At 36.4% G+C, this 18423-nt stretch carries 13 protein-coding genes, 1 other RNA gene and 2 pseudogenes; 4 read left to right on the forward strand and 12 right to left on the reverse strand.

Translation table 11 applies throughout. The features are described 5' to 3' along the window. Positions 1-745: 745 nt before the first annotated feature. From DMC01_RS10095 to putP, 3 genes are all read right to left on the reverse strand, one after another. Entirely contained in the window at positions 746-2032 is a 1287-nt protein-coding gene (locus DMC01_RS10095; protein ID WP_142694101.1) for a cytochrome-c peroxidase, read from the reverse strand. Positions 2033-2243: 211 nt separating this feature from the next. Then, on the reverse strand, positions 2244-3512 hold the full coding sequence (locus DMC01_RS10100; RefSeq protein WP_185908864.1) for a DUF2920 family protein: 1269 nt from the start codon (positions 3510-3512) through the stop codon (positions 2244-2246). Between the two features lie 432 nt (positions 3513-3944). Next, positions 3945-5420, reverse strand: a complete 1476-nt coding sequence (gene putP, locus DMC01_RS10105; RefSeq protein WP_142694103.1) for a sodium/proline symporter PutP — start codon at positions 5418-5420, stop codon at positions 3945-3947. A 174-nt stretch (positions 5421-5594) separates the two neighbouring features. On the opposite strand from putP, the gene DMC01_RS10110 reads away from it, so the two are divergent. Further along, positions 5595-5786: a hypothetical protein gene (locus DMC01_RS10110; RefSeq protein WP_142694104.1), complete on the forward strand. Its 192-nt coding sequence runs from the start codon at positions 5595-5597 to the stop codon at positions 5784-5786. Positions 5787-5845: 59 nt separating this feature from the next. Here DMC01_RS10110 and DMC01_RS10115 read toward each other — a convergent pair whose 3' ends face one another. The 9 genes and pseudogenes from DMC01_RS10115 to ruvB all read right to left on the reverse strand — a co-directional run bounded on the left by DMC01_RS10115 (position 5846) and on the right by ruvB (position 17200). Then, positions 5846-9364, reverse strand: a complete 3519-nt coding sequence (locus tag DMC01_RS10115; protein ID WP_142694105.1) for a proline dehydrogenase family protein — start codon at positions 9362-9364, stop codon at positions 5846-5848. A 325-nt stretch (positions 9365-9689) separates the two neighbouring features. Further along, positions 9690-9926, reverse strand: a pseudogene (locus DMC01_RS16760) (ArsB/NhaD family transporter); the annotation flags it as partial. Positions 9927-10208: 282 nt separating this feature from the next. Further along, a pseudogene (locus DMC01_RS10120) lies at positions 10209-11576 on the reverse strand (ArsB/NhaD family transporter); the annotation flags it as partial. A gap of 37 nt (positions 11577-11613) precedes the next feature. Next, positions 11614-11913 (reverse strand): hypothetical protein, encoded by a 300-nt coding sequence (locus DMC01_RS10125; protein WP_142694107.1) that lies wholly within the window; start codon positions 11911-11913, stop codon positions 11614-11616. 10 nt (positions 11914-11923) lie between these two features. Then, positions 11924-12232 (reverse strand): hypothetical protein, encoded by a 309-nt coding sequence (locus DMC01_RS10130; protein WP_185908865.1) that lies wholly within the window; start codon positions 12230-12232, stop codon positions 11924-11926. Then, complete coding sequence (locus DMC01_RS10135) at positions 12216-13367, reverse strand: Eco57I restriction-modification methylase domain-containing protein (protein WP_142694109.1); 1152 nt, start codon at positions 13365-13367, stop codon at positions 12216-12218. Before DMC01_RS10135 ends, DMC01_RS10130 begins: the two co-directional genes overlap by 17 nt. Positions 13368-13543: 176 nt before the next feature. After that, entirely contained in the window at positions 13544-14212 is a 669-nt protein-coding gene (locus DMC01_RS10140; protein WP_142694110.1) for a BsaWI family type II restriction enzyme, read from the reverse strand. Then, complete coding sequence (locus DMC01_RS10145; RefSeq protein WP_185908866.1) at positions 14212-15549, reverse strand: DNA methyltransferase; 1338 nt, start codon at positions 15547-15549, stop codon at positions 14212-14214. The genes DMC01_RS10140 and DMC01_RS10145 overlap by 1 nt, the downstream gene beginning before the upstream one ends. Before the next feature lie 643 nt (positions 15550-16192). Continuing rightward, positions 16193-17200 (reverse strand): Holliday junction branch migration DNA helicase RuvB, encoded by a 1008-nt coding sequence (gene ruvB / locus DMC01_RS10150; protein ID WP_142694112.1) that lies wholly within the window; start codon positions 17198-17200, stop codon positions 16193-16195. An 87-nt stretch (positions 17201-17287) separates the two neighbouring features. Here ruvB and DMC01_RS10155 point away from each other — a divergent pair, with 87 nt between their 5' ends. The 3 genes from DMC01_RS10155 to DMC01_RS10165 form a co-directional block, all read left to right on the forward strand. Continuing rightward, positions 17288-17698 carry a histidine phosphotransferase gene (locus tag DMC01_RS10155; RefSeq protein WP_142694113.1) on the forward strand — a complete coding sequence of 137 codons (411 nt, stop codon included), beginning with the start codon at positions 17288-17290 and terminating at the stop codon, positions 17696-17698. Beyond that, positions 17699-18055: a transfer-messenger RNA gene (gene ssrA, locus DMC01_RS10160) on the forward strand. It abuts the gene before it with no gap. Positions 18056-18118: 63 nt separating this feature from the next. After that, positions 18119-18423: aminotransferase class I/II-fold pyridoxal phosphate-dependent enzyme (locus DMC01_RS10165; RefSeq protein ID WP_142694114.1), on the forward strand; the 305-nt coding region annotated here is incomplete at its 3' end.

Raw genomic sequence — 18423 nt, forward strand, 5'->3', positions numbered from 1 at the left:
AGATAAAACCTCTTTATCAAGGTAGAAAAATCTATCCCACTCATACCTATCATTTATATTGCTATGCTTGCGTATATAAGCTAGAGTCATTTGTTTTTCCATTTTAATACTATTCTTGCTATCTTTCCCACACTACCTCTGCTCTTTTTTCACTCTTACGCTACCCTATTTGTCCAACACTACCTCTGCTATTTTTCTACTTTTACATTAGGCTATTTCTCGCACACTAACGGATTTGCTCTGCTTTTTTTCCCACACTAATTTTATTATTTGTCCCACACCAAGCTTACTGTTTTTCCATTTTCGCACTGCTCTACTCTCACACTATCCTACTTTTCTCACACTACTTCTTATTTTTCCAATGTCACACTATGCTAATCCCACACTAACATTATTATCTCTCTATTTTAACACTACACTTTAAGATAATTTTATCATTTTTTAGTTTCACTTCACTTGAACCTAGCTTTAAGCTAAGCTCATTCTCATCGCTTTGAATGACAAAAGTATGGTTGTCATATTGAAGCGTAGCCGAAATATCTATTTGAATTTTGAGATTTTTCGCTATGCTTTGAATGACTGTGTTTTTTAGTTTATATGAGCTTGAATTTAACTTAGATAAAAGCTTAATAAAGGCTAGCTTAAATATTTTTCTTTGAGTTAAAGTTGGGGAAACAAGGTATCAAGCTATTTTCAAAAAAGCTCATATGATGAGATAAATATTAAAAAATCAAGCCCAAACACCTCACAAGGTCTTTAAAAAAGCCTCTATAGCCAAAAGCTCCTCCCTACTTAGATCAAGCCTTTTTATAAGAGGGCTAGTTTTTGGCAAAAGAGGATCCCCTTCTTTATCCTTTGACATAGTGCCTTCAAAGCCTACATTATACATATTTAGCACCCCTCTTAGACTAGGAAAGGTGCCTGTGTGCATGTAAGGAGCTGTTTTTGAGACGCTTAAAAGGCTTGGGGTTTTAAATTTGCCTAGATCATCAGTATCCTTGCTTATTTCATAGCGTCCTAGATCTTCTAAGATTCGTCCAAAAAAGGATAAGCCTATATTATGAAGCTTACCGTCGCTCAAAATAGCACCATAGTGACAGTTCATACACCCTGCCTTGGTGCGAAAAAGATGAAGTCCGTAAAGTTCTTGCTCATTTAAGGACTTGTAATCGCCCTTTAAAAAATTATTAAAGCGGCTATTTCTTGGCACAAGAGATGATCTTTCATAAGTGGCTATGGCTTTTGCTATGTTTTCTATGTTTATAAGCTCTCTTGCCCTTTCTAGCTCGCTTTGAGGTAGCTTTAAAAGCTTATTTTCGTTAAATTCAAACTCCAAAAGATTTTTAAACCTTTCTTTTTCATCCTTGGCATAAAGCTTTGGAAACTGTTTAGCCCAAAGGATTTGAGCTTCACTAGGTGCAAAAGAGGCTACAAAAAGTGGGTAGTAATAGGCTAAATTTTTTATGGCTTTTTGTGCATTTTCAAGGGTATTTGCCATTTCAAGCGGATCTGTGATTGGAAAAAGAACTTGCTCTTCAAGGCTACTTGCTCTTGCGTCCCAAAAAAGCTTATCAAAAAAGGCAGAAGCTTGAATGCTTATAGAATTTCTCTTTCCACTTTGTCTGTCGTGTCCGTGAGAAAGCTTTAAGCCATCTGTAAAGGCTAGATCTGGGTGGTGGCAGTTTTGACAAGAAATTTGCCCACTTTTTGAAAGCCTAGGCTCGTTAAAAAGCTTTAATCCCAAAAAGGCTTTTATGTCGCTGTAAGCATTATCCTTTGGGAAGCTTGGCTTTGCTAAGATAGCAAATTCTTCCCACTCATCCCTTACACTTTCATCAAGTATGGGTCTTGGCCACTGGCTTACAGGCCTTGCATAAAGTTCTTTATACACATTTAAATTTGCATATTTTGTTAGGTTTAAATTCACAAAAGTTTTTTCTTGCGAATTTTTAGCTAGATACATTGCAAATTCTATTAGGCAAAATAAGACAAAGATTAAAATAAAGCTTAAAGGCTTTGTGAATTTTGACATTTTTAAGTCCTAGCTTAAAGGTTCAAGGCTTTTTTAAAGTGCATTGAGCCTTGTATGAGCTTGTTAAATTGATCCTTTAAAAAAAGATTTTTACAAATCGTGGCAAGGAACTTGTCAGATACTAGCTTAGATAAAAATTAAGCTACTTAGCTACACGAAAACAAACAAAGCTTAGTGCTTCAAGCGCTAAGCTTAAAGTTCTTATCAAAAGCTAATTAAGCCTTTTTATCTCACACTCAATGCCCAAATCCCCCTCCTTAAAATGATAGCTTAAATTCTCACTCTCATAAATTATCTCTTTTGTCTTGGCCTTTGTGAATTTTCTATCAATCAAAGGAGGGATTTCTTTTTTAATGAGGGTTTTTAAGGACATTCTCATTCCATGACCTAGATCCTTTATGAATTTCCCATCTATCTCGCTTTCATCTTGTATCATATTAAGCCGCCCCTCATAGCCTAGTTCTTTTAAAAGCTCGTAAAGTCTTATTTTAGCAGCTGGTAGGGCTATGAGATCATCTTTTGCTGAGTGATAAGATACAAATACCGCTTTTTTGCACTTTGCTTGTGTTAATAAATGATCTTTTTCTGGCAAGGAGCGGATCTTATCGTGGGCGAAGGTGTAGGCATTTTTAGAGCTTGGATCCCCACTCCACTTAGTCTTTGTAGAGATGAAAATGGCTAGGTTTTCAAACATATCCCCTGTTGCTGTTTCAAAACAGTTTGTGTAATCAAGCTCCTTGCCAAAGCCCAAAAATCTCAAGGGGGTATTTGCATAGCCTGAATTTTCAACCACCGCATCAATTAGCCAAGGAGCAAATTTTGCACACAAAAGCGCTAAGTATCCTCCGTGAGATGAGCCAAGAAGCAAGGTATTGTGCCTTTTATCAAGCTTAAATTTGGCATAATTTTTGCGGACAAAGCAAATGGCATTTAAGACATCCAGAGCTTGCATAAAGCCAAAGTTTTGATACTCGTTTTTTGTGGGCTTTAAGGTGATGGTAAGTGGGACCTGATAGTCCTGGGGCACCTTTTTGGCATCTTGTTTTAAACTTGCAACAAGTTGATCAAGATTGCTTAAAAGACCATAACTTTCATTTTGTTCTAAATTCTCGCCTTCTAAAAAGCCCTCAGGCAAGGAAATATCAATGTCGCAGTGCTGCGCGATCTCCTTGCACTGTTTAGCAAAGATCTCCTTGTCTTTTTTATCCATATAAAAGCTAGCACCTGTTTGAGGGCGAAAGCCTATGCAGTGATAATCCACCCTCAAAACAGCTAGATCATAGCTTTGCACTACAAATTCAGATAAATGCTGTTCATAGCCTGCATAGTCCTCATTTCTAATCCCACTTATAAAGACAAAAAGGGCTTTCATAGGTCTTTCATCATCATAACTTACTCTAAATTCAAGCTTACTTTCTCTTTTAATGCCTAATTCCAGATCATTTGTTGAATCTATCTCGTAAATTTTATGTTGTAACAAATAGCTGCCTTTAAGATTAATGCTTAAATTTTACTAAAATTTTCTTTAATCAAGCAAGTATTTTGTAAAATTTATATGCTTTGACTTTGTGTGGTTTTTTAACACAGTGTGTTTTGAGATCTTTAATGGCATTAAGAAGGGGCAAAGACTTAGACCGTCTATAAGATCAAGCTTAAATCAAAGGCGTTAAATTCAAAACAGATCAAGGCTAAATTTGCAAAACTACTTTTAAACTGTCTTTAAATTTCAAACAGTTTAAGAATAAATTCACAAAAGCCCTTAAACTGTCCTTGAATTTAAAACAGTTTAAGGACAGCTTAAAGAGAACTTGAATTTAAAAGCTAAAAACTAGCAAAAAATTTGAGCTTCAAGCATTCTAAGCTAAGGCTTGAAGCTTACAAGGCTTTAAAATTTTAATCAAGCTTAACAGTTTTATAAATTTGCAAGCATTTTTTCATAAGCCCTTTTTGTGCCTTCTCTAACCGTCCCACAAAGGCTAACCACCACTATGACAACACTAGCACACAAAAAGCCAGGAACTATCTCATAAAGGGGCAAGAACTCAAATAAAAAGTGCTTGTAAATCACCACCACAGCTGCACCTGTTATCATTCCACAAATGGCACCCATCCTTGTCATCCTAGCCCAAAAAAGAGAAAATAGCATCACAGAACCAAAGCTAGCCCCAAAGCCAGCCCAGGCATAAGAAACTATAGCCAAAATGCTTGAATCCTTGTCGGTTGAGATGACAAAGGCGACAAGGGCTACGATTAAAACCCCTATTCTTCCAAGCCTCATAACAGTTTGTGAGCTTGCCTCTTTGTTAAAGATTCTTTTGTAAAAATCCTCAGCCAAGGTAGAACTTGAAACAAGTAGCTGAGAACTAGCTGTGCTCATAATGGCTGCAAGTATGGCTGAAAGCAATATGCCTGCTATCCAGGGATTAAAAAGCAGCTGACTCATTACAATGAAGATCTTTTCGGGATCATTGAGAGTAAGCTCAAATTTATGCACATAAGCAAGTCCTAAAATTCCCACAAAGCAAGCTCCAAGCAAGCTTATAGCCATCCAAGAAATGCCAATTGCTGTTGCTTGTGGAATTTCTTTGATAGAACGAATGGACATAAAGCGAACCAGAATGTGAGGCTGTCCAAAATACCCAAGCCCCCAGGCAAGGGCTGAAACTATAGCAACCCAGCTAAGCCCCTCGCCCATAGACAAGGCATTTGGCTTTATCTCAGCTACTATGCTAAAGGCCTCATTTATACCTCCTAAGTGATAAAGCATCACCAAGGGCACGACAATTAAAGCCGTCATCATCAAAAGCCCTTGTATCATATCCGTCCAGCAAACTGCCTTATAGCCACCTAAAAAGGTGTAAGTTACTATGATTAAAGCTCCTGTGGTGAGGGCGTGTTCGTATTTAAGCCCGAAGGTATTTTCAAAAAGCTTTGCCCCACTTACAAGTCCTGATGAGACATAAAAGGTGAAAAATACAAGTATGACAATGGCACAAACCACACGCAAAATGTGCTTGTCATCATCAAAGCGGCTTTCAAAATAATCAGGTATGGTAAGGCTCTCGCTAATAAGGCTTGTGTAAATGCGAAGCCTCTTTGCCACAAAGACCCAGTTGAGTGTAGCTCCTATGGTAAGTCCTATGGCTATGTAGCTTTCTACAAAGCCGCTTACATATAAGGCTCCGGGCAGTCCCATCAAAAGCCAACCGCTCATATCGCTAGCACCTGCTGAAAGAGCTGAGATAGCAGGACCTAGCCCTCTTGAGCCTAAGAAATACTCCTCTGCGTTTTTATTCTTCTTAAAAAAATAAAAACCTATATAAAGCATCAAAGCCGAATACGCTATAAACATCACAGCTATTTCCAAGCTAATATGCACAACCTCCATTGAACCCTCCTTTTTTGAATTTAACTCGCTTTTAAGCGGTGTTTTTAACTGTGTTTATCGTAAAGAACATAGGCTTGTTATTTTAAGCTTAAAGCCTTTGGACTAAATTTAGCTTAGATTTAAGGGCTTTTTTGTCAAAAAGCAAAGAAGCTTCGCTTTCTAAAAAGCTACCCTTTGCCAAAAAGGCTTCGTTTTGAGATACTTCGTTTCACTCAGTATGACAAGAATTACTTCGCTACCGCTCAGTATGACAATAATTTTGTCATTTTGAGCGGAGTGCAAAGCACAAAGCGAAAAATCTCTTTTTTATTGAGATACTTCGTTTCACTCAGTATGACAAGAGAAGAGATACTAGCACACGCTTAGTATGACAAATTGATTTTCTTCTCTTAACACGACAAAGTCCAAAAACCTTAAATTAAAAACTAAGCCTCCTTTTCTTTTAATCCTCTAAGTCCTAAATTTCCATATCTATGATAAGAAATGCTCACACTTTTTTCATTTACATAGTATAAAAGCTCAAAGCGGCCGTTAATAAGGGGCTTTGAACTTATTATAATCTTTGCATTTGTGGCTGCTTTTTTGTAAATGAGATCATTTTTATCAGCCCTTGCAAGATAGCGAATTCGCTCAAATTCAGGTATTTTAGCCGCAAAGTCCTCCTTGCTTTCTTGTGTGAATTTAGCCTTTAAATTCAAGCCCTCACAAAGCCTTTTTGCAAACCCTATTTTTTCATCCTCTTTTTCATAGCTTAGATAAAGTGGGATTTGCAAGCTGCTTGTAGCCATTATACTTCCTAGAATATCGCTTAATTCCTCCCCACAAAGTCTGTGAGCGAAATTTTTGATTTTAGTATAAGAAAAGATATTCTCCTCTCCTCTAATCTTCACATAGTCTTTTTGTGTGTCAAACTCGTTTGCTTTGTGATAAGCATAGCTTTTTGCCATTAAGATGGCTTTTTCTAAGGCTTGTTTTTGCTCATTACTTAAAGAGTGATTGTTTAAAAAGCCTTGCAGGTTTTTGCTAAGCTCATTTTCAAGCAAGTTAGCGTCTTGCTTTTCTTGGCTTAAATTCACAAACTGGCTTACATAATTATAAATGCCAACCTTTCTTCCAAAGCCTATGGCGGATTTTTTAATGCCCCCAAAGGGCTGTCTTAATACGATGGCACCTGTGGTTGGCTTATTTATGTAGATATTTCCTGCCTCAATGTTTTGACTAAAATACTCCCATTCTCTCTCATCAAGGCTTTCAAGCCCTGCTGTAAGCCCGTAGCCCGTTGAATTTACGATGTTTATGGCGTGGGCTAAATTCTCAGCACACATTACAGTTAAAAGCGGGGCAAAAAGCTCGTTTAAGTGAGTAAAATCACCCTCTTTTGTGCCGTATTTTATGCAAGGACTCATTAAATACTCATTGTCATTTATGAATTTAGGCTCTAAGACCCACTCCTCATAAGATTTAAGCTCGTTTAGTGCTTTTTTTAGCTTTTCGCCCGGCTTATCTGTTAGAGCTGTTATTTTATTTTTTAGCTCAAAGGGCGAGCCAATAGCCATAGAAGATGCCCCGTCAACAAGGCATTTTTTAAACTCCTCATCCTCATAAACCTCCCTTTCAAGCACAAGCAAAGAAGTAGCTGAGCATTTTTGCCCCGAATTTGAAAAGGCTGAGTGGATGACATTTTTAACGGCTTGGTCTCTATCTGCCATCTTGCTCACTATGGTAGCGTTTTTGCCCCCTGTTTCAGCACTTAAAAGCAAGGTAGGATTTGCTTTAAGCATTGCATAAGCAGTTTCTTCTCCTCCTGTTAATATGCTAAATTTCACAGCCTCATCAACGAGTAAATGCTTTGAAAGCTCACTTCCCTTGCTTGGTAAAAAGATGAGGGCATCTTTTGCAATTCCAGCCTCCCAAAAGCACTCACAAAGCTTGTATCCTGTAAGCATAGAAAGAGAAGAGGGCTTGTAAATGACTACATTGCCAGCTGCAAGAGGGGCTGCGATGGTCCCAACAGAAATGCCTATGGGGAAATTCCAAGGTGCTATGGTAACCCCTATGCCCTTGGGTGTGAATTTTGTGTGTGGATTTTGTTCTTTTAGTTTTTGCAAAGAGTGAGGGTAAAACTCCACAAAGTCAATGGCCTCGCTCACCTCAGGATCAAGTTCTAAAAAGCTTTTTCCCGTTTCTCTTGCTGCTATGCCTATTAGTTCCCCTCTTTTGTATCTTAAATTCTGTGCTACTTTTGCAAGTATGCGATGAATTTCTTCGTGGGGCTTTTGATTAAAGCTTGAATTTAAAGCCACTTTTAGTGCTAATTTTATCTCCTCTTCTTCTGCTTGATACACTGTGGCTATTTTTTCATTATTTATCTTATCAAAGATTTGAGCTTCTTTTAAATTTGTATTTTTGATAGCTTCTCCTATGACAGGATAAATTTCAAGCCCACTTAAATGCTCATAATCTTTTTTTATCTTGCTAGCCCACAGTCTATTTTGAGCCAAAATAAAGTCAGTATCTGGCTCGTTTTTAAAAATGCCCGTTTCAAAAGCAGCTTTAATATCGCTTTTTTTACTTCTATCTTGTTTTCTGCGAGTGGAATTATCAAGGCTTTGTATGCCCTTTAAGGAGGCTAAGAAAAGCTCTTCTTGCTGCTTGTAAGAGAGGGAATTCACTTTAAGATTAAAAAAATGACGCATAAAATTATCCTCGCTTGTGTTTTCATCAAGTCTGCGAACCAAATAAGCAATGGCATTGTTAAAATGCGCCTCATCGCAAACAGGAGCGTAAAGGACAAGCTGATGAAGCTTTGAAAGCTCATAAGCACATTGAAGGCTCATACCTTCTAGCATCTCAAAGCTAAAATACTCAAGCGCATTTAGCTCGCTGATTTTTGTATAAGCATAGGCTAACTCAAAGATATTATGCGAGGCTATGCCTATGTTTATGAATTTATAGTTGTCATCTTGCAAGATAAAATCAAGCATTTTGTTGTAATTGCTATCTGTGTCAATTTTGCGAGAAAAGGTAGGAAGATCCCAGCCTCTTTGGCTTGAAATGGTTTCCTCGCTTTCCATATTTGCACCCTTGACAAAGCGAATTTTTATGGGCTTTTTTCCACTTTGAACCCTTTGTTTTGAAAACTCAAAGAGCTTTTTAAGATACTCAAAAGAATCAGGTATATAGGCTTGAAGGACGATTCCAGCCCTTATGTCAAACTTAGCAATGCTCTGCATAAAAGCAGCCACGGTTAGCTCTAAGTCTCTAAATTCTTCCATATCTAAGTTTATAAACTTAGCAATTCCTTGCCTTTTTTCCTCACTTTGTGCGAGGGCATAAAGTGCGTCAAGCCTTTTTACCACCTCGTTTTTGGAGTACTCAAAGTCTATGATGTTTATTTGTGAAAAAATAGTAGTGATTTTTATGGAGATATAGGTGATATAAGAGCTTTTTAAGGCCTCTTCATATTTTTGTATGCGCTGCTTACTCTCAGCCTCGCCCAAAACCTCCTCGCCTATTAAATTCACATTTAAGATAATCTTATTTTCATCTTTTCTCTTTAAAATATGAGGCTTTAAAAAGTCTTCATTGGCATCTAAGACCATAGTTTTTGTATCATCTCGAAGGTGTTTTATGAAAAAAGGCACGCTTAGAGTTGGCGCAAATTTGCCCAAATTCAAAAAGCTAAGCAGTAAAAACTTCTCAAAGGGGGTGAAAAAGTCGGCTATGCCGTATTTATCAAGGGTATAAGCTATAAACTCAAAGCTAACAGAGGCATTTTTAGAGCGAAATGCACGGTCTAAAAGCTCGATTAACATAACCTTGTTTCGTGGATTTTCAAGTAGCTTTTGCATTTTGTGGTGGAAGTTTTTCTCGCTTTGAGTTATATTCTCAGCGATGGCATTTTGAAGGCTCTTAGCCAGATCCAAACTCTTTTGTATAAGCATAAACCCTCCTAAATCTTACTGCATTTAATTATAATACAAAAAAAGTTAAAAATTCAGCTTTTGTTTTTTTTTTTTTTGTAAAAAGCTGTGAATATTCGTAACTTTAGCCTAGCTTTTGAGGCTTTTTTGTGGATTGATTTTTGACTTGTTGTTTGAATTTAGGCTTGTTAAATTAAAGAAGCGGATCAAAAAATGAAGTAAATAAAAAACCTCTTTGCTTGTGTTAAAAATGACAAGGGCTTACAAGGCATAAATACTTTGAGATAGACTGTGTGAAGTGGCTAAAACCGTGCTTTAAATTCAAAAGCCTTTAAATGCCTTGAATTTAAAGGATAGCAAGTGGCAAAAGGGCTACAAAAAGCACAGGCAGGGTAAAAATTAGGCTAAGTTTAAGATAGCTTTTAAGGCTAAAATTCACATTCTTTTTTGCAAGTAAGCCAAGCCACAAAAGCGTGCAAAGCGAGCCTATGGGGGTTAGCTTTGAGCCTATGTTACAGCCAAGTAGGTGTGCGTAGATTAGATCGTTTTTAAGGGCTTGAAGGCTTGAATTTGTAGCATTTTCAAGGCTTGAAAGCTCATTTAAATTCAAGGCATTTGAGCTTGAAAACTCGCTTATCATAGTTGCTGTGCTTGAAAGCCTTTTAAACTCGCTTGAATTTAAATAATTTATAGTGTTTAAAAATTCACTTGAATTTAAAAAAAATGCACTACTTGCAAACTCGCTTGAATTTAAGGAATTTACAGCCTTTAAAGCCTCGTTTGTTTCATTTAAAAATCCGTTTAAATTCATCAAAACGCCCAAATTTTCGACATTTGCAAAAAAATCATTTAAAATCAAATCCCCAAAAAGCACCATAGGCAAATTATTGAAAATGCTTGCTCCAAGTGCTGAGGCCGTGCCTATGCTAAAAATGGCGATAAATTCATCTTGCAAAACCGTGCTAAAAAAGGCGTTTGCGTAGGTTTGAAAATCTAGCTTTGTCAAAGCAAGCACCACCACAAAAAGAGTAAAGCTAAAAATGATGATGCCAAAGGGGGCGTTTTTAAGGCTGTTAAATGCCTTTTTGGGCGACTTTACCCAAAGTAAGCAAAGTAAAAGCGTGGCAAATGCAAGACAGTTTATGCTTAAAGGCAACTTAAAATGCCTTGATACAAAAAAACTTGCAACAAAAAGCATTAAAAGCGTGAGATAAAGGGCGAAAAATTTGGTTTTTAATTTGGGCTTTAAGGGGATTTTAAAGGCTGTTTGTCTCTTTAAGTCCTTGCGAAAGATGAGTAAAAAAAGAATGAGGGCTATGATGAAGCCAAGCAAATTTGGCAAAAGCATAGTGAGGGCAAAGTCTGTGAAGTCTAGTTTGAAGTAGTTTGCTGTGATGATATTGCTTAAATTGCTTATGATTAGGGCGTTTGAGCTAGTATCGCATAAAAACGCGATGGCAAATAAAAAGCACATAAGTTGCGATGAGGTGGTGCTTTTAGCCCTTAAAAATAGCCCTAAAACAAGGGGGGTTAAAATTAAAATAGCCCCGTCATTTGCTAAAAAGGCACTAGATAAAAAGGCTAAGACGCAAAGGGCTATAAAGAGGATTTTTAAGTTGATTGTGAGCCTGTTTGAGGCTGAATTTATCGAGCGTAAAGGCGACTTTGTTGAGCTTGTGTGCGAATTTAAAATTGAATTTAAAGGCGAATTTTTTGAATTTAAGGCTGAATTTGTAGGCAAAATTTCTTCTTGTGAATTTGTTTTAGCTAAAAATTCAGCCTTTGTTGAATTCAAGGCTGAATTTATTGAATTTAAATGCGAAATTTGATTTTTTGAGTTTTCATTGTTTAAAAATTCAGCTTTTTTGGCTGAATTTAAATTTATTGAATTTGAGCTTAAAATTGCTGAATTTAAGTGAGAATTTTCTAAATTTAAGGCTGAATTTACCCTGCTTTTCGAGTTTGAAAGCCTTTCACACAGCTTTAAGGTATAAAAAATAAGCCACTCAAAAAAGCCCAAATTTTGCAAACAAAGGCTAATTACAATCAAAGCTATGAGTGTTAGCGAGCTATCCCAAATGAGTAAAAATATAAAGGCTAAATCACTTAAATCCACAAGTTTAAGGGCTATGACAGCCACAGCACCCACACTTGAAAAAATCCAAATTTTAAGCTTAAAGGGACGAAATAAAATCCCAAAAAGCGTGAGAATAAAGATGATTAGGGGTAGCATCTTATGTCCATAAATGCGTGATTTGTGGCATAAAAGCCTACTCGCTTTCTAAAATTTTGTTATTTACAAACATTTCTTTGAGTTTAAAAGGATAGCCCTTTATTTTTTTATCCCAGCTTTGTAGGTAAATATCCAAAATATAACGCATTGCTTCAATCTCACTGCGATTTGAAAACTCTCTATTCTCCGCCCAATTACATTGAAAAGGTAGGTTGTTACCATTTGGCACAAGGGTTTTAATGCGTTTTAGCGAAGTGTAAAAGCAGTCTTTTGTGTCATTTTTGTTGATAAGCAAAAAATAATAATCATAGCCTATTTTCAGCTCATTTTCTAGCATTTCGTGGAATTTATCCCAAGGGCATATTTTTTACCCCGCAAAGTGCGTAACCCATACCTAACTTTGAGCTGCAATTATCCGCCGCATTATTATCTAAATCTGAAATTTTAACATTGACAAAAAGTTCGTTATCTGCACGAATTCTAAAATCAAACCACTGCCTAATACTTGAAATTTCAACTTCCTTAAAATTATCGGCAAGTGTTCGTAAAATGATATTTTCATTTGTGGCTGAATTTAGCCTACCATCGTCATTTTCGCTTAGCAAAGAAAGTTCATTTTGTCTTAAAAACTCAACTATATTATTTAAACATTCCATCATCTACCATCGCTTCTTGCAAGGCTTTTTGAGAAAAGATAAATCGCCCACCCGTTACAAAGCCCATTTGCTCCCAATCAAGAGCGTTTAATCTCTGTGCCATTTTTTCTAAATTTAAGTCAAATTTAGGAAAAAGTGCTAAGACCGAGCCGTCCCATTTTCTGCATTCATTTACAAAAAAGGGCTTTTTGTTTCGCGTTTTGCAATTTACATAAATTCTTGCCTCATCTTCTCTAAAATTCACGCACCGTCCCCAGCCCCACCAATTGTCTTCATTGAATTTTTTTATGGCTCGTTTCATTAGTTTTTCTTTGTGAATTTCTAGTGAAAAATCATATTTTTCATAAATCATCTTTTTTAATTTGCCTGTTTTAGCAGTTTGCGAGCAAACAAACTCATCGCCCTTTTCGCTGATAAAAAGTTCATCCTTGCCACTTACAGCACCCACTTTTATCTCAAAAAACTCACCCAAAGGCTTGACATTTAGGCTCTTGTTAAAAGAAATAATGCCGTCTTTACTAAGCAAGTGTCTTTCGCCATTAAAGGTTTGAATTCTATGTGAAAAATTGCCCTTTTCATAACGAAACACACAAACATTCGGGCAAGCTTCTTTAAAAAGTTTTGTGTCCCCATAATCAAAATAATGCGTGATTGTCCCATTTTTTAAAAGCAAATCATTGACATATCTTGCTGATGTTAGTTTGATAAAATCCCTTGGCACGATAAAAATAAGCTCGCCATTTTCTTTTAAATGATGAAAACATTTTTCGATGAAATAAAGATACAAATTCGCCTCAACTTTTATCTTTGTATCGTGCGTAATGTTTAAAAATTTATTATCCACATAGGGCGGATTGCCTATGATAGTGTCAAATTTTTCGCTGATAGGATAATCAAAAAAATCCATATTCAACACTCTATTATCTTTTATTAACTTCGCGTCAAGTTCGATAAAAACGGCATTTTCATTTAGGCATTCTTTAAAGGCTAGTTTGCCACAGCTTGGTTCTAAAATTCTGCCCTTGTTTTGAATGAGAGATATGCACTTATCCACAAGCATTTTGGGACTAAAAAACTGCCCTAAATGGCGATTTAAGCCAGATTTTGTGCTGTGATTTTTGAAACTCGCACTCATTTTTTGCCTTGTTTGAAATTTAGAGATTATACCCACTTTTGCTTAATCAATAAAAAGTTGCTACCACACACCCAAAGCAAAAGCTTGCAAGCAGCCACGCTGCCTAAGTAGGCGGCGAAGTAGCCGTGAAAAAGCGTGAGAATAAAGATGATTAGGGGGAGCATTTAATAATTTCGCTATAAAATTTTTTGCAAATCGTTTATAAATTCAGCAAATAATTTCACTTTTTTGCTAGGCTCAAAATCTGCATTGCTTAAAATATAGCAACCATCCGTATCTAGCTCACAAATTGCCCTACCTTTTTTAGCACGCGATTTCACACGCAAAGTTTCATCCTCATCAAGTGTGATAAAAAAGACTTTGATATGTTTTGTAATGCTAGATTGTAAAAGTTTTAGCTTCCAATATCCCGTTTGTGCTACACGCTCTCGCAGGGTAACCTTGCTTGACAAAACGGCGATAATTTTTGAGCTTTTTGGCTCAAAAATCACCATATCCACATCGGGTAAGTGCATACCAAATTCGCCATAATCCACGCAAAGATTTCGTTTTATAATTTCCAAATTTTTAGGTAGATTTTTTGTTTTTTCTAACTTATTGCCATTTATAATTTCAAGTCCTAAATTTCGCACACTATCAACGATGATGTATTCAATTAGCTTTTCTAAATTTTTGCCCTTAAAAACACGCCAAGATTGCTCGGTATCACTTAATCCTTTTTGCAAAGCAAATTCTTTGTGTATTTGCTTTGCTTCGTCAAAGATTTGAGATATGTATTTATAGGCTTGTTTGTTATATTTTTGCTTTTTATTTTCGTAAAGTTTGATTAAATTTTCAATAGTCATTATTTTTCCATTATCAAAATGTATTCACTAGGATAAACAAGTTTATCGGTATTTTGAGTTTTAGCAAATTGCCCTGTTTTAGAATCTCTTGTTGATGGGAGCATTTTTGATGGGATTTGTCTATGAATGATACTTTGTATTTTAAAGCCTATATTTTGCATTTGTTCGCAAAATACCTCAGCATTTAAAATATCCACACCTTTAAATTGCGTATTGCCTATGACTATACAAGCTCTACCTTTGGTTTTTAATACACGGTGCATTTGTATAAAGCTTTCAAGCATATCAGCATAATAATTTCCTACCTCCACAGCCTTTTTGCCTTTAAGCTGGGCAATGATTTGTTCGGCAATAAAGCTTTTTAAAGGTAGGGCTGTTCGCTTGGTAAAACTACTTCCTATAAATTTTTTTCTAAATTCGCTTAAATTATCTAAGAATCCAAGCCATAAACTAGGAAGCTGGTGCAAGTCGGCATATTCATAGCTTGTTACATAGGGCGGACTTGTAACGATTAGCTGGGCTTCATTATCTTTTAAGGGCAACTTTCTAGAATCTTCGCAAGAAAGATTAAGATATTTTTCAACATTTTTTAACACATTTTCATCAAGCATTTTGTTAAATTGCTCGTGCTTTTTTATCATTTTTTTAGCTTGACTTAAAAACAATGAGTAGCAATTAGCTTCTTTTTTATGCAAATCCCTTGTGGGCTTTATGCTTTTTTGTAGCCAAATAGAGCAGATTTTGAGAATTTGAGCAAAAGCGACAAGAAAAAAATCTCGCAAATTCTTATCAACAATATCCAAAATATGCGTTAAAATAACTAAAAGTTCTTGTTTTTGCTTGGGCTTAAACCAATAATCTATCCTTTCTTCCACACCTTTTTCAAAACAGATTGTTTGTTTATGTGTTATATCAAACAATGAATTTTGATTAAGCATAAAGGCAAGATTATTATACTCTTTTTGTAAAGTGCCTATGTCAAGGGGTGTAGCCTTAACCTTTGCTACTAAATAAGCGATTTCATTTATATCTACACCAAAACAAATTCGCTTATGTATGAGAGCTTCTACCATAGTTGTGCCACTTCCCATAAATGGATCAACCACAATATCTAGTGGCTTACTGTGTTCTTTAATAAGCCTTGAAGCAAGTTGGGGTATAAATTTTGCTGGATAAGTGTAATAACTATGCGTGATATAGGCGGTGTCTTTTTGTGTTTTATCGCTAAAAGACCACGAGTAATCAATAGGCATTGTTTGAAATGACTCAAAACTTGGCACATTTTCAAAAGAAATTTTTTGTTTATTTTCACCCTGTTTTTTAAGAGCTAGGATCATCATTTTTCCTTATTTTAGCTATAAAGAATGCAAAATTATACCCACTTTTACTTATTAAATAAAAATTTGCTACCACACACCCAAAGCAAAAGCTTGCAAGCAACCACGCTGCCCAAAAAGGCGGCGAAGTAGCCTTGAAGCTATGCAAAATACCCGCCCACGCCGCTACTTAACGCCGCTGTAAGCTTGCCACAAGTAAGCACAAAGGCAAAAATACTTCAAGGGTTTGCTAAATTATATCTGCGAAACTAGGGAATAAATTATATGTTTCATAGCTCAAATCATAACCTAAGACCTCTTTGTTAGAGTTTAGCTTATCTTAAATCTATATTTTAAAAGGATCTTGTGTTAAAAAAGTAGGCTCAAAATACTTTAAATTGAGCCAAATTCTTTTTAAAGATCAAAGTTAAATGGCTTAATAAAAGGTGCAAGCTTTGAATTTTTTAATGAGAAATTATGAATTTTTAAGCTTTTTTGCCTAGCGGATAACTATACTTAGAAGATTTTCACCTTACAAAAATTAAGTAGCTTTTAAAAATGCAAAGCCTAAGAAATTTAGCTAAACACCAAATGTCCCATTTTTATCTGGGACATAAAATTATATAATTTCACCCAAAACCCACTCATCTTAGCCAAATTTTAATCACTCATCAAACAAGCTTTTTTCATAAGCTATTTTTAAGACCTCAAAGCTTTTAAAGCTTGCTATTCTTCCCTTTGCTGTTCGTTCTATGTAGCCATTAGCAAGTAAATAAGGCTCGATGACATCTTCTATAGTGCCCTCATCCTCACTCAGTGCTGCTGCAATGCTTGAAAGCCCAACAGGCCTTCTTTTAGCAGCCGTTAAAAGCTCTAAGTATTTTAAATCCATAGCATCAAAGCCAAGCTCATTTACTCCCAAAGAATTCAAGGCTTCATTAGCACGATCAACCGTAATAACGCTCTCATCTTTTACCTCAGCAAAGTCTCTAATCCTCTTAAGCAATCTTAATGCTATGCGAGGGGTTGATCTTGATCTGCTAGCTATTTGCAAGGCTGCGTTTTGTTCGCATTTTTTGCCAAGCTTTAAGGCGGCCTTTTCTACTATGAGGGCAAGTTCTTTGTGGGTATAAAATTCAAGGCGAAACTGCATGCCAAATCTATCACGCAAGGGATTACTAAGCATTCCAGCTCTTGTGGTGGCTGCAACGAGGGTGAATTTAGGAAGATCTATCTTAACAGTTTGTGCGGCTGCACCGCTTCCTATGATAATATCAAGCCTAAAATCCTCCATAGCAGAGTATAAGACCTCCTCAATGGCACTTGATAAGCGGTGAATTTCATCTATAAAAAGCAGATCCCCATCTTGTAAATTTGTAAGAATGGCAGCTAGATCCCCGCTTTTTTCTATCATAGGTGCGGCTGTGGTTTTGATCTTTGCTCCCATTTCATAGGCTATGATATTAGCAAGGGTTGTCTTTCCAAGCCCAGCAGGTCCGCTAAAAAGTATGTGATCTAGACATTCTGCTCTTTTTTTGGCTGCTTGAATGAAGATCTTTAAATTTTTTTTGATATTTTCTTGTCCTATGTAGCCCTCAAAACTGCTTGGGCGAAGAGAATTTTCATAGCTTTCATCGGGGGTGAATTTTTCGATTTCAACTATCCTATCCATACTCTAACTTTATAACTTAAATTTAAAACACAATTTTAGCTAAAATTTGGTAAAATTGCCTTAAAATTCTTTGCAAAATGATAGGATATGGGACTACTTAAAACATTAGAGCTTGAATTTCAACACGATGAGGTTGAGAAATTTTTGCATTTTTTTAGGATCTTGTGTGATAATTTTGAGCCCTTGATCATTAAAATAAGTCAGGATAAAGAAAGGTATAAAGAGGGTTTAAGGGAGATTGACACCTTGGCTCATAATTTGGCCTGGGCTGCTAGAAGATTAGAGCTTAACGAGATAGTGAATTTTTGCGAGTTTTGCGAGGAGCTTGTAGCTCAGGCTATGAAATTTGAAGGACCTGCTAGTGATGAGTTTGTGGAGTGGCTTTTTTTGATGGATGAGCAGTTTCACAGATACTGTCAAAATTACGAAAAAGACGAGCTTGTTTTAGCTTATTTTAATCCTTTATTGGTTAAAATGCCAAACACATTGTCAAAATAAGGGAGCGACTTGGCTTCGACAGGAGTAGGGTGGCTTAGGTGGCATACCGCTTTGGACAAAGCGTTAAAAGTCCATTAAATTTAAACGCAAACAACGCGAATTTTGCTCCTGCTTACGCTAAAGCTGCGTAGTGGTTGAGCCTTGCTTCTAAGTGATACTATCTAGCTTGGTAAGCGAGTAAGACCTTGATAGTGTAGTCCTTTTGTTTGACGAGCCTTTGGATGAATTTTAGTCTAGCCTTGCAGCACGGCTTTGGAGAATGAGCCTTGTAGGGTGAAGCTTTCATTCTTACTAAGTATGTAGATGCCTATGACGAGCTATTTTTGGACAGGGGTTCAATTCCCCTCGCTTCCACCATAACCTTATCTTAGGTTCTTAAAAAAAGGCACATTTAGCTAAATTTAACTTGGATTTTAAACCATGCAAATTCCTTTCAACAAGCCCTTTACCATAGACAAAGAATTAAGCTACATAAAAGATGCCATCACACAAGGTGTGCTAAGAGGCGATGGAAGCTACACTCAAAGATGCCACTGCTTTTTAGAAAATTATCTACCAGCAAAAAAGGTGCTACTTACTCACTCTTGCACAGCAGCACTTGAAATGGCTGCGATTTTAGCAGATATAAAGCCAGGCGATGAGGTGATAATGCCTTCTTATACCTTTGTATCCACAGCAAATGCCTTCGTGTTGCGGGGGGGGGGGGGGGGGGTTCCCTTTTTTTT

The organism is Campylobacter troglodytis, assembly GCF_006864425.1.
Lineage (GTDB): Bacteria > Campylobacterota > Campylobacteria > Campylobacterales > Campylobacteraceae > Campylobacter_D > Campylobacter_D troglodytis.

Bases quoted from the DNA above. Each gene is read 5' to 3' on its own strand.
- DMC01_RS10095 (WP_142694101.1), bottom strand. From the start codon at position 2,032: ATGTCAAAATTCACAAAGCCTTTAAGCTTTATTTTAATCTTTGTCTTA.
- putP (WP_142694103.1), bottom strand. From the start codon at position 5,420: ATGGAGGTTGTGCATATTAGCTTGGAAATAGCTGTGATGTTTATAGCG.
- DMC01_RS10115 (WP_142694105.1), bottom strand. From the start codon at position 9,364: ATGCTTATACAAAAGAGTTTGGATCTGGCTAAGAGCCTTCAAAATGCC.
- DMC01_RS10125 (WP_142694107.1), bottom strand. From the start codon at position 11,913: ATGCTAGAAAATGAGCTGAAAATAGGCTATGATTATTATTTTTTGCTT.
- DMC01_RS10130 (WP_185908865.1), bottom strand. From the start codon at position 12,232: ATGGAATGTTTAAATAATATAGTTGAGTTTTTAAGACAAAATGAACTT.
- DMC01_RS10135 (WP_142694109.1), bottom strand. From the start codon at position 13,367: ATGAGTGCGAGTTTCAAAAATCACAGCACAAAATCTGGCTTAAATCGC.
- DMC01_RS10140 (WP_142694110.1), bottom strand. From the start codon at position 14,212: ATGACTATTGAAAATTTAATCAAACTTTACGAAAATAAAAAGCAAAAA.
- DMC01_RS10145 (WP_185908866.1), bottom strand. From the start codon at position 15,549: ATGATCCTAGCTCTTAAAAAACAGGGTGAAAATAAACAAAAAATTTCT.
- ruvB (WP_142694112.1), bottom strand. From the start codon at position 17,200: ATGGATAGGATAGTTGAAATCGAAAAATTCACCCCCGATGAAAGCTAT.
- DMC01_RS10155 (WP_142694113.1), top strand. From the start codon at position 17,288: ATGGGACTACTTAAAACATTAGAGCTTGAATTTCAACACGATGAGGTT.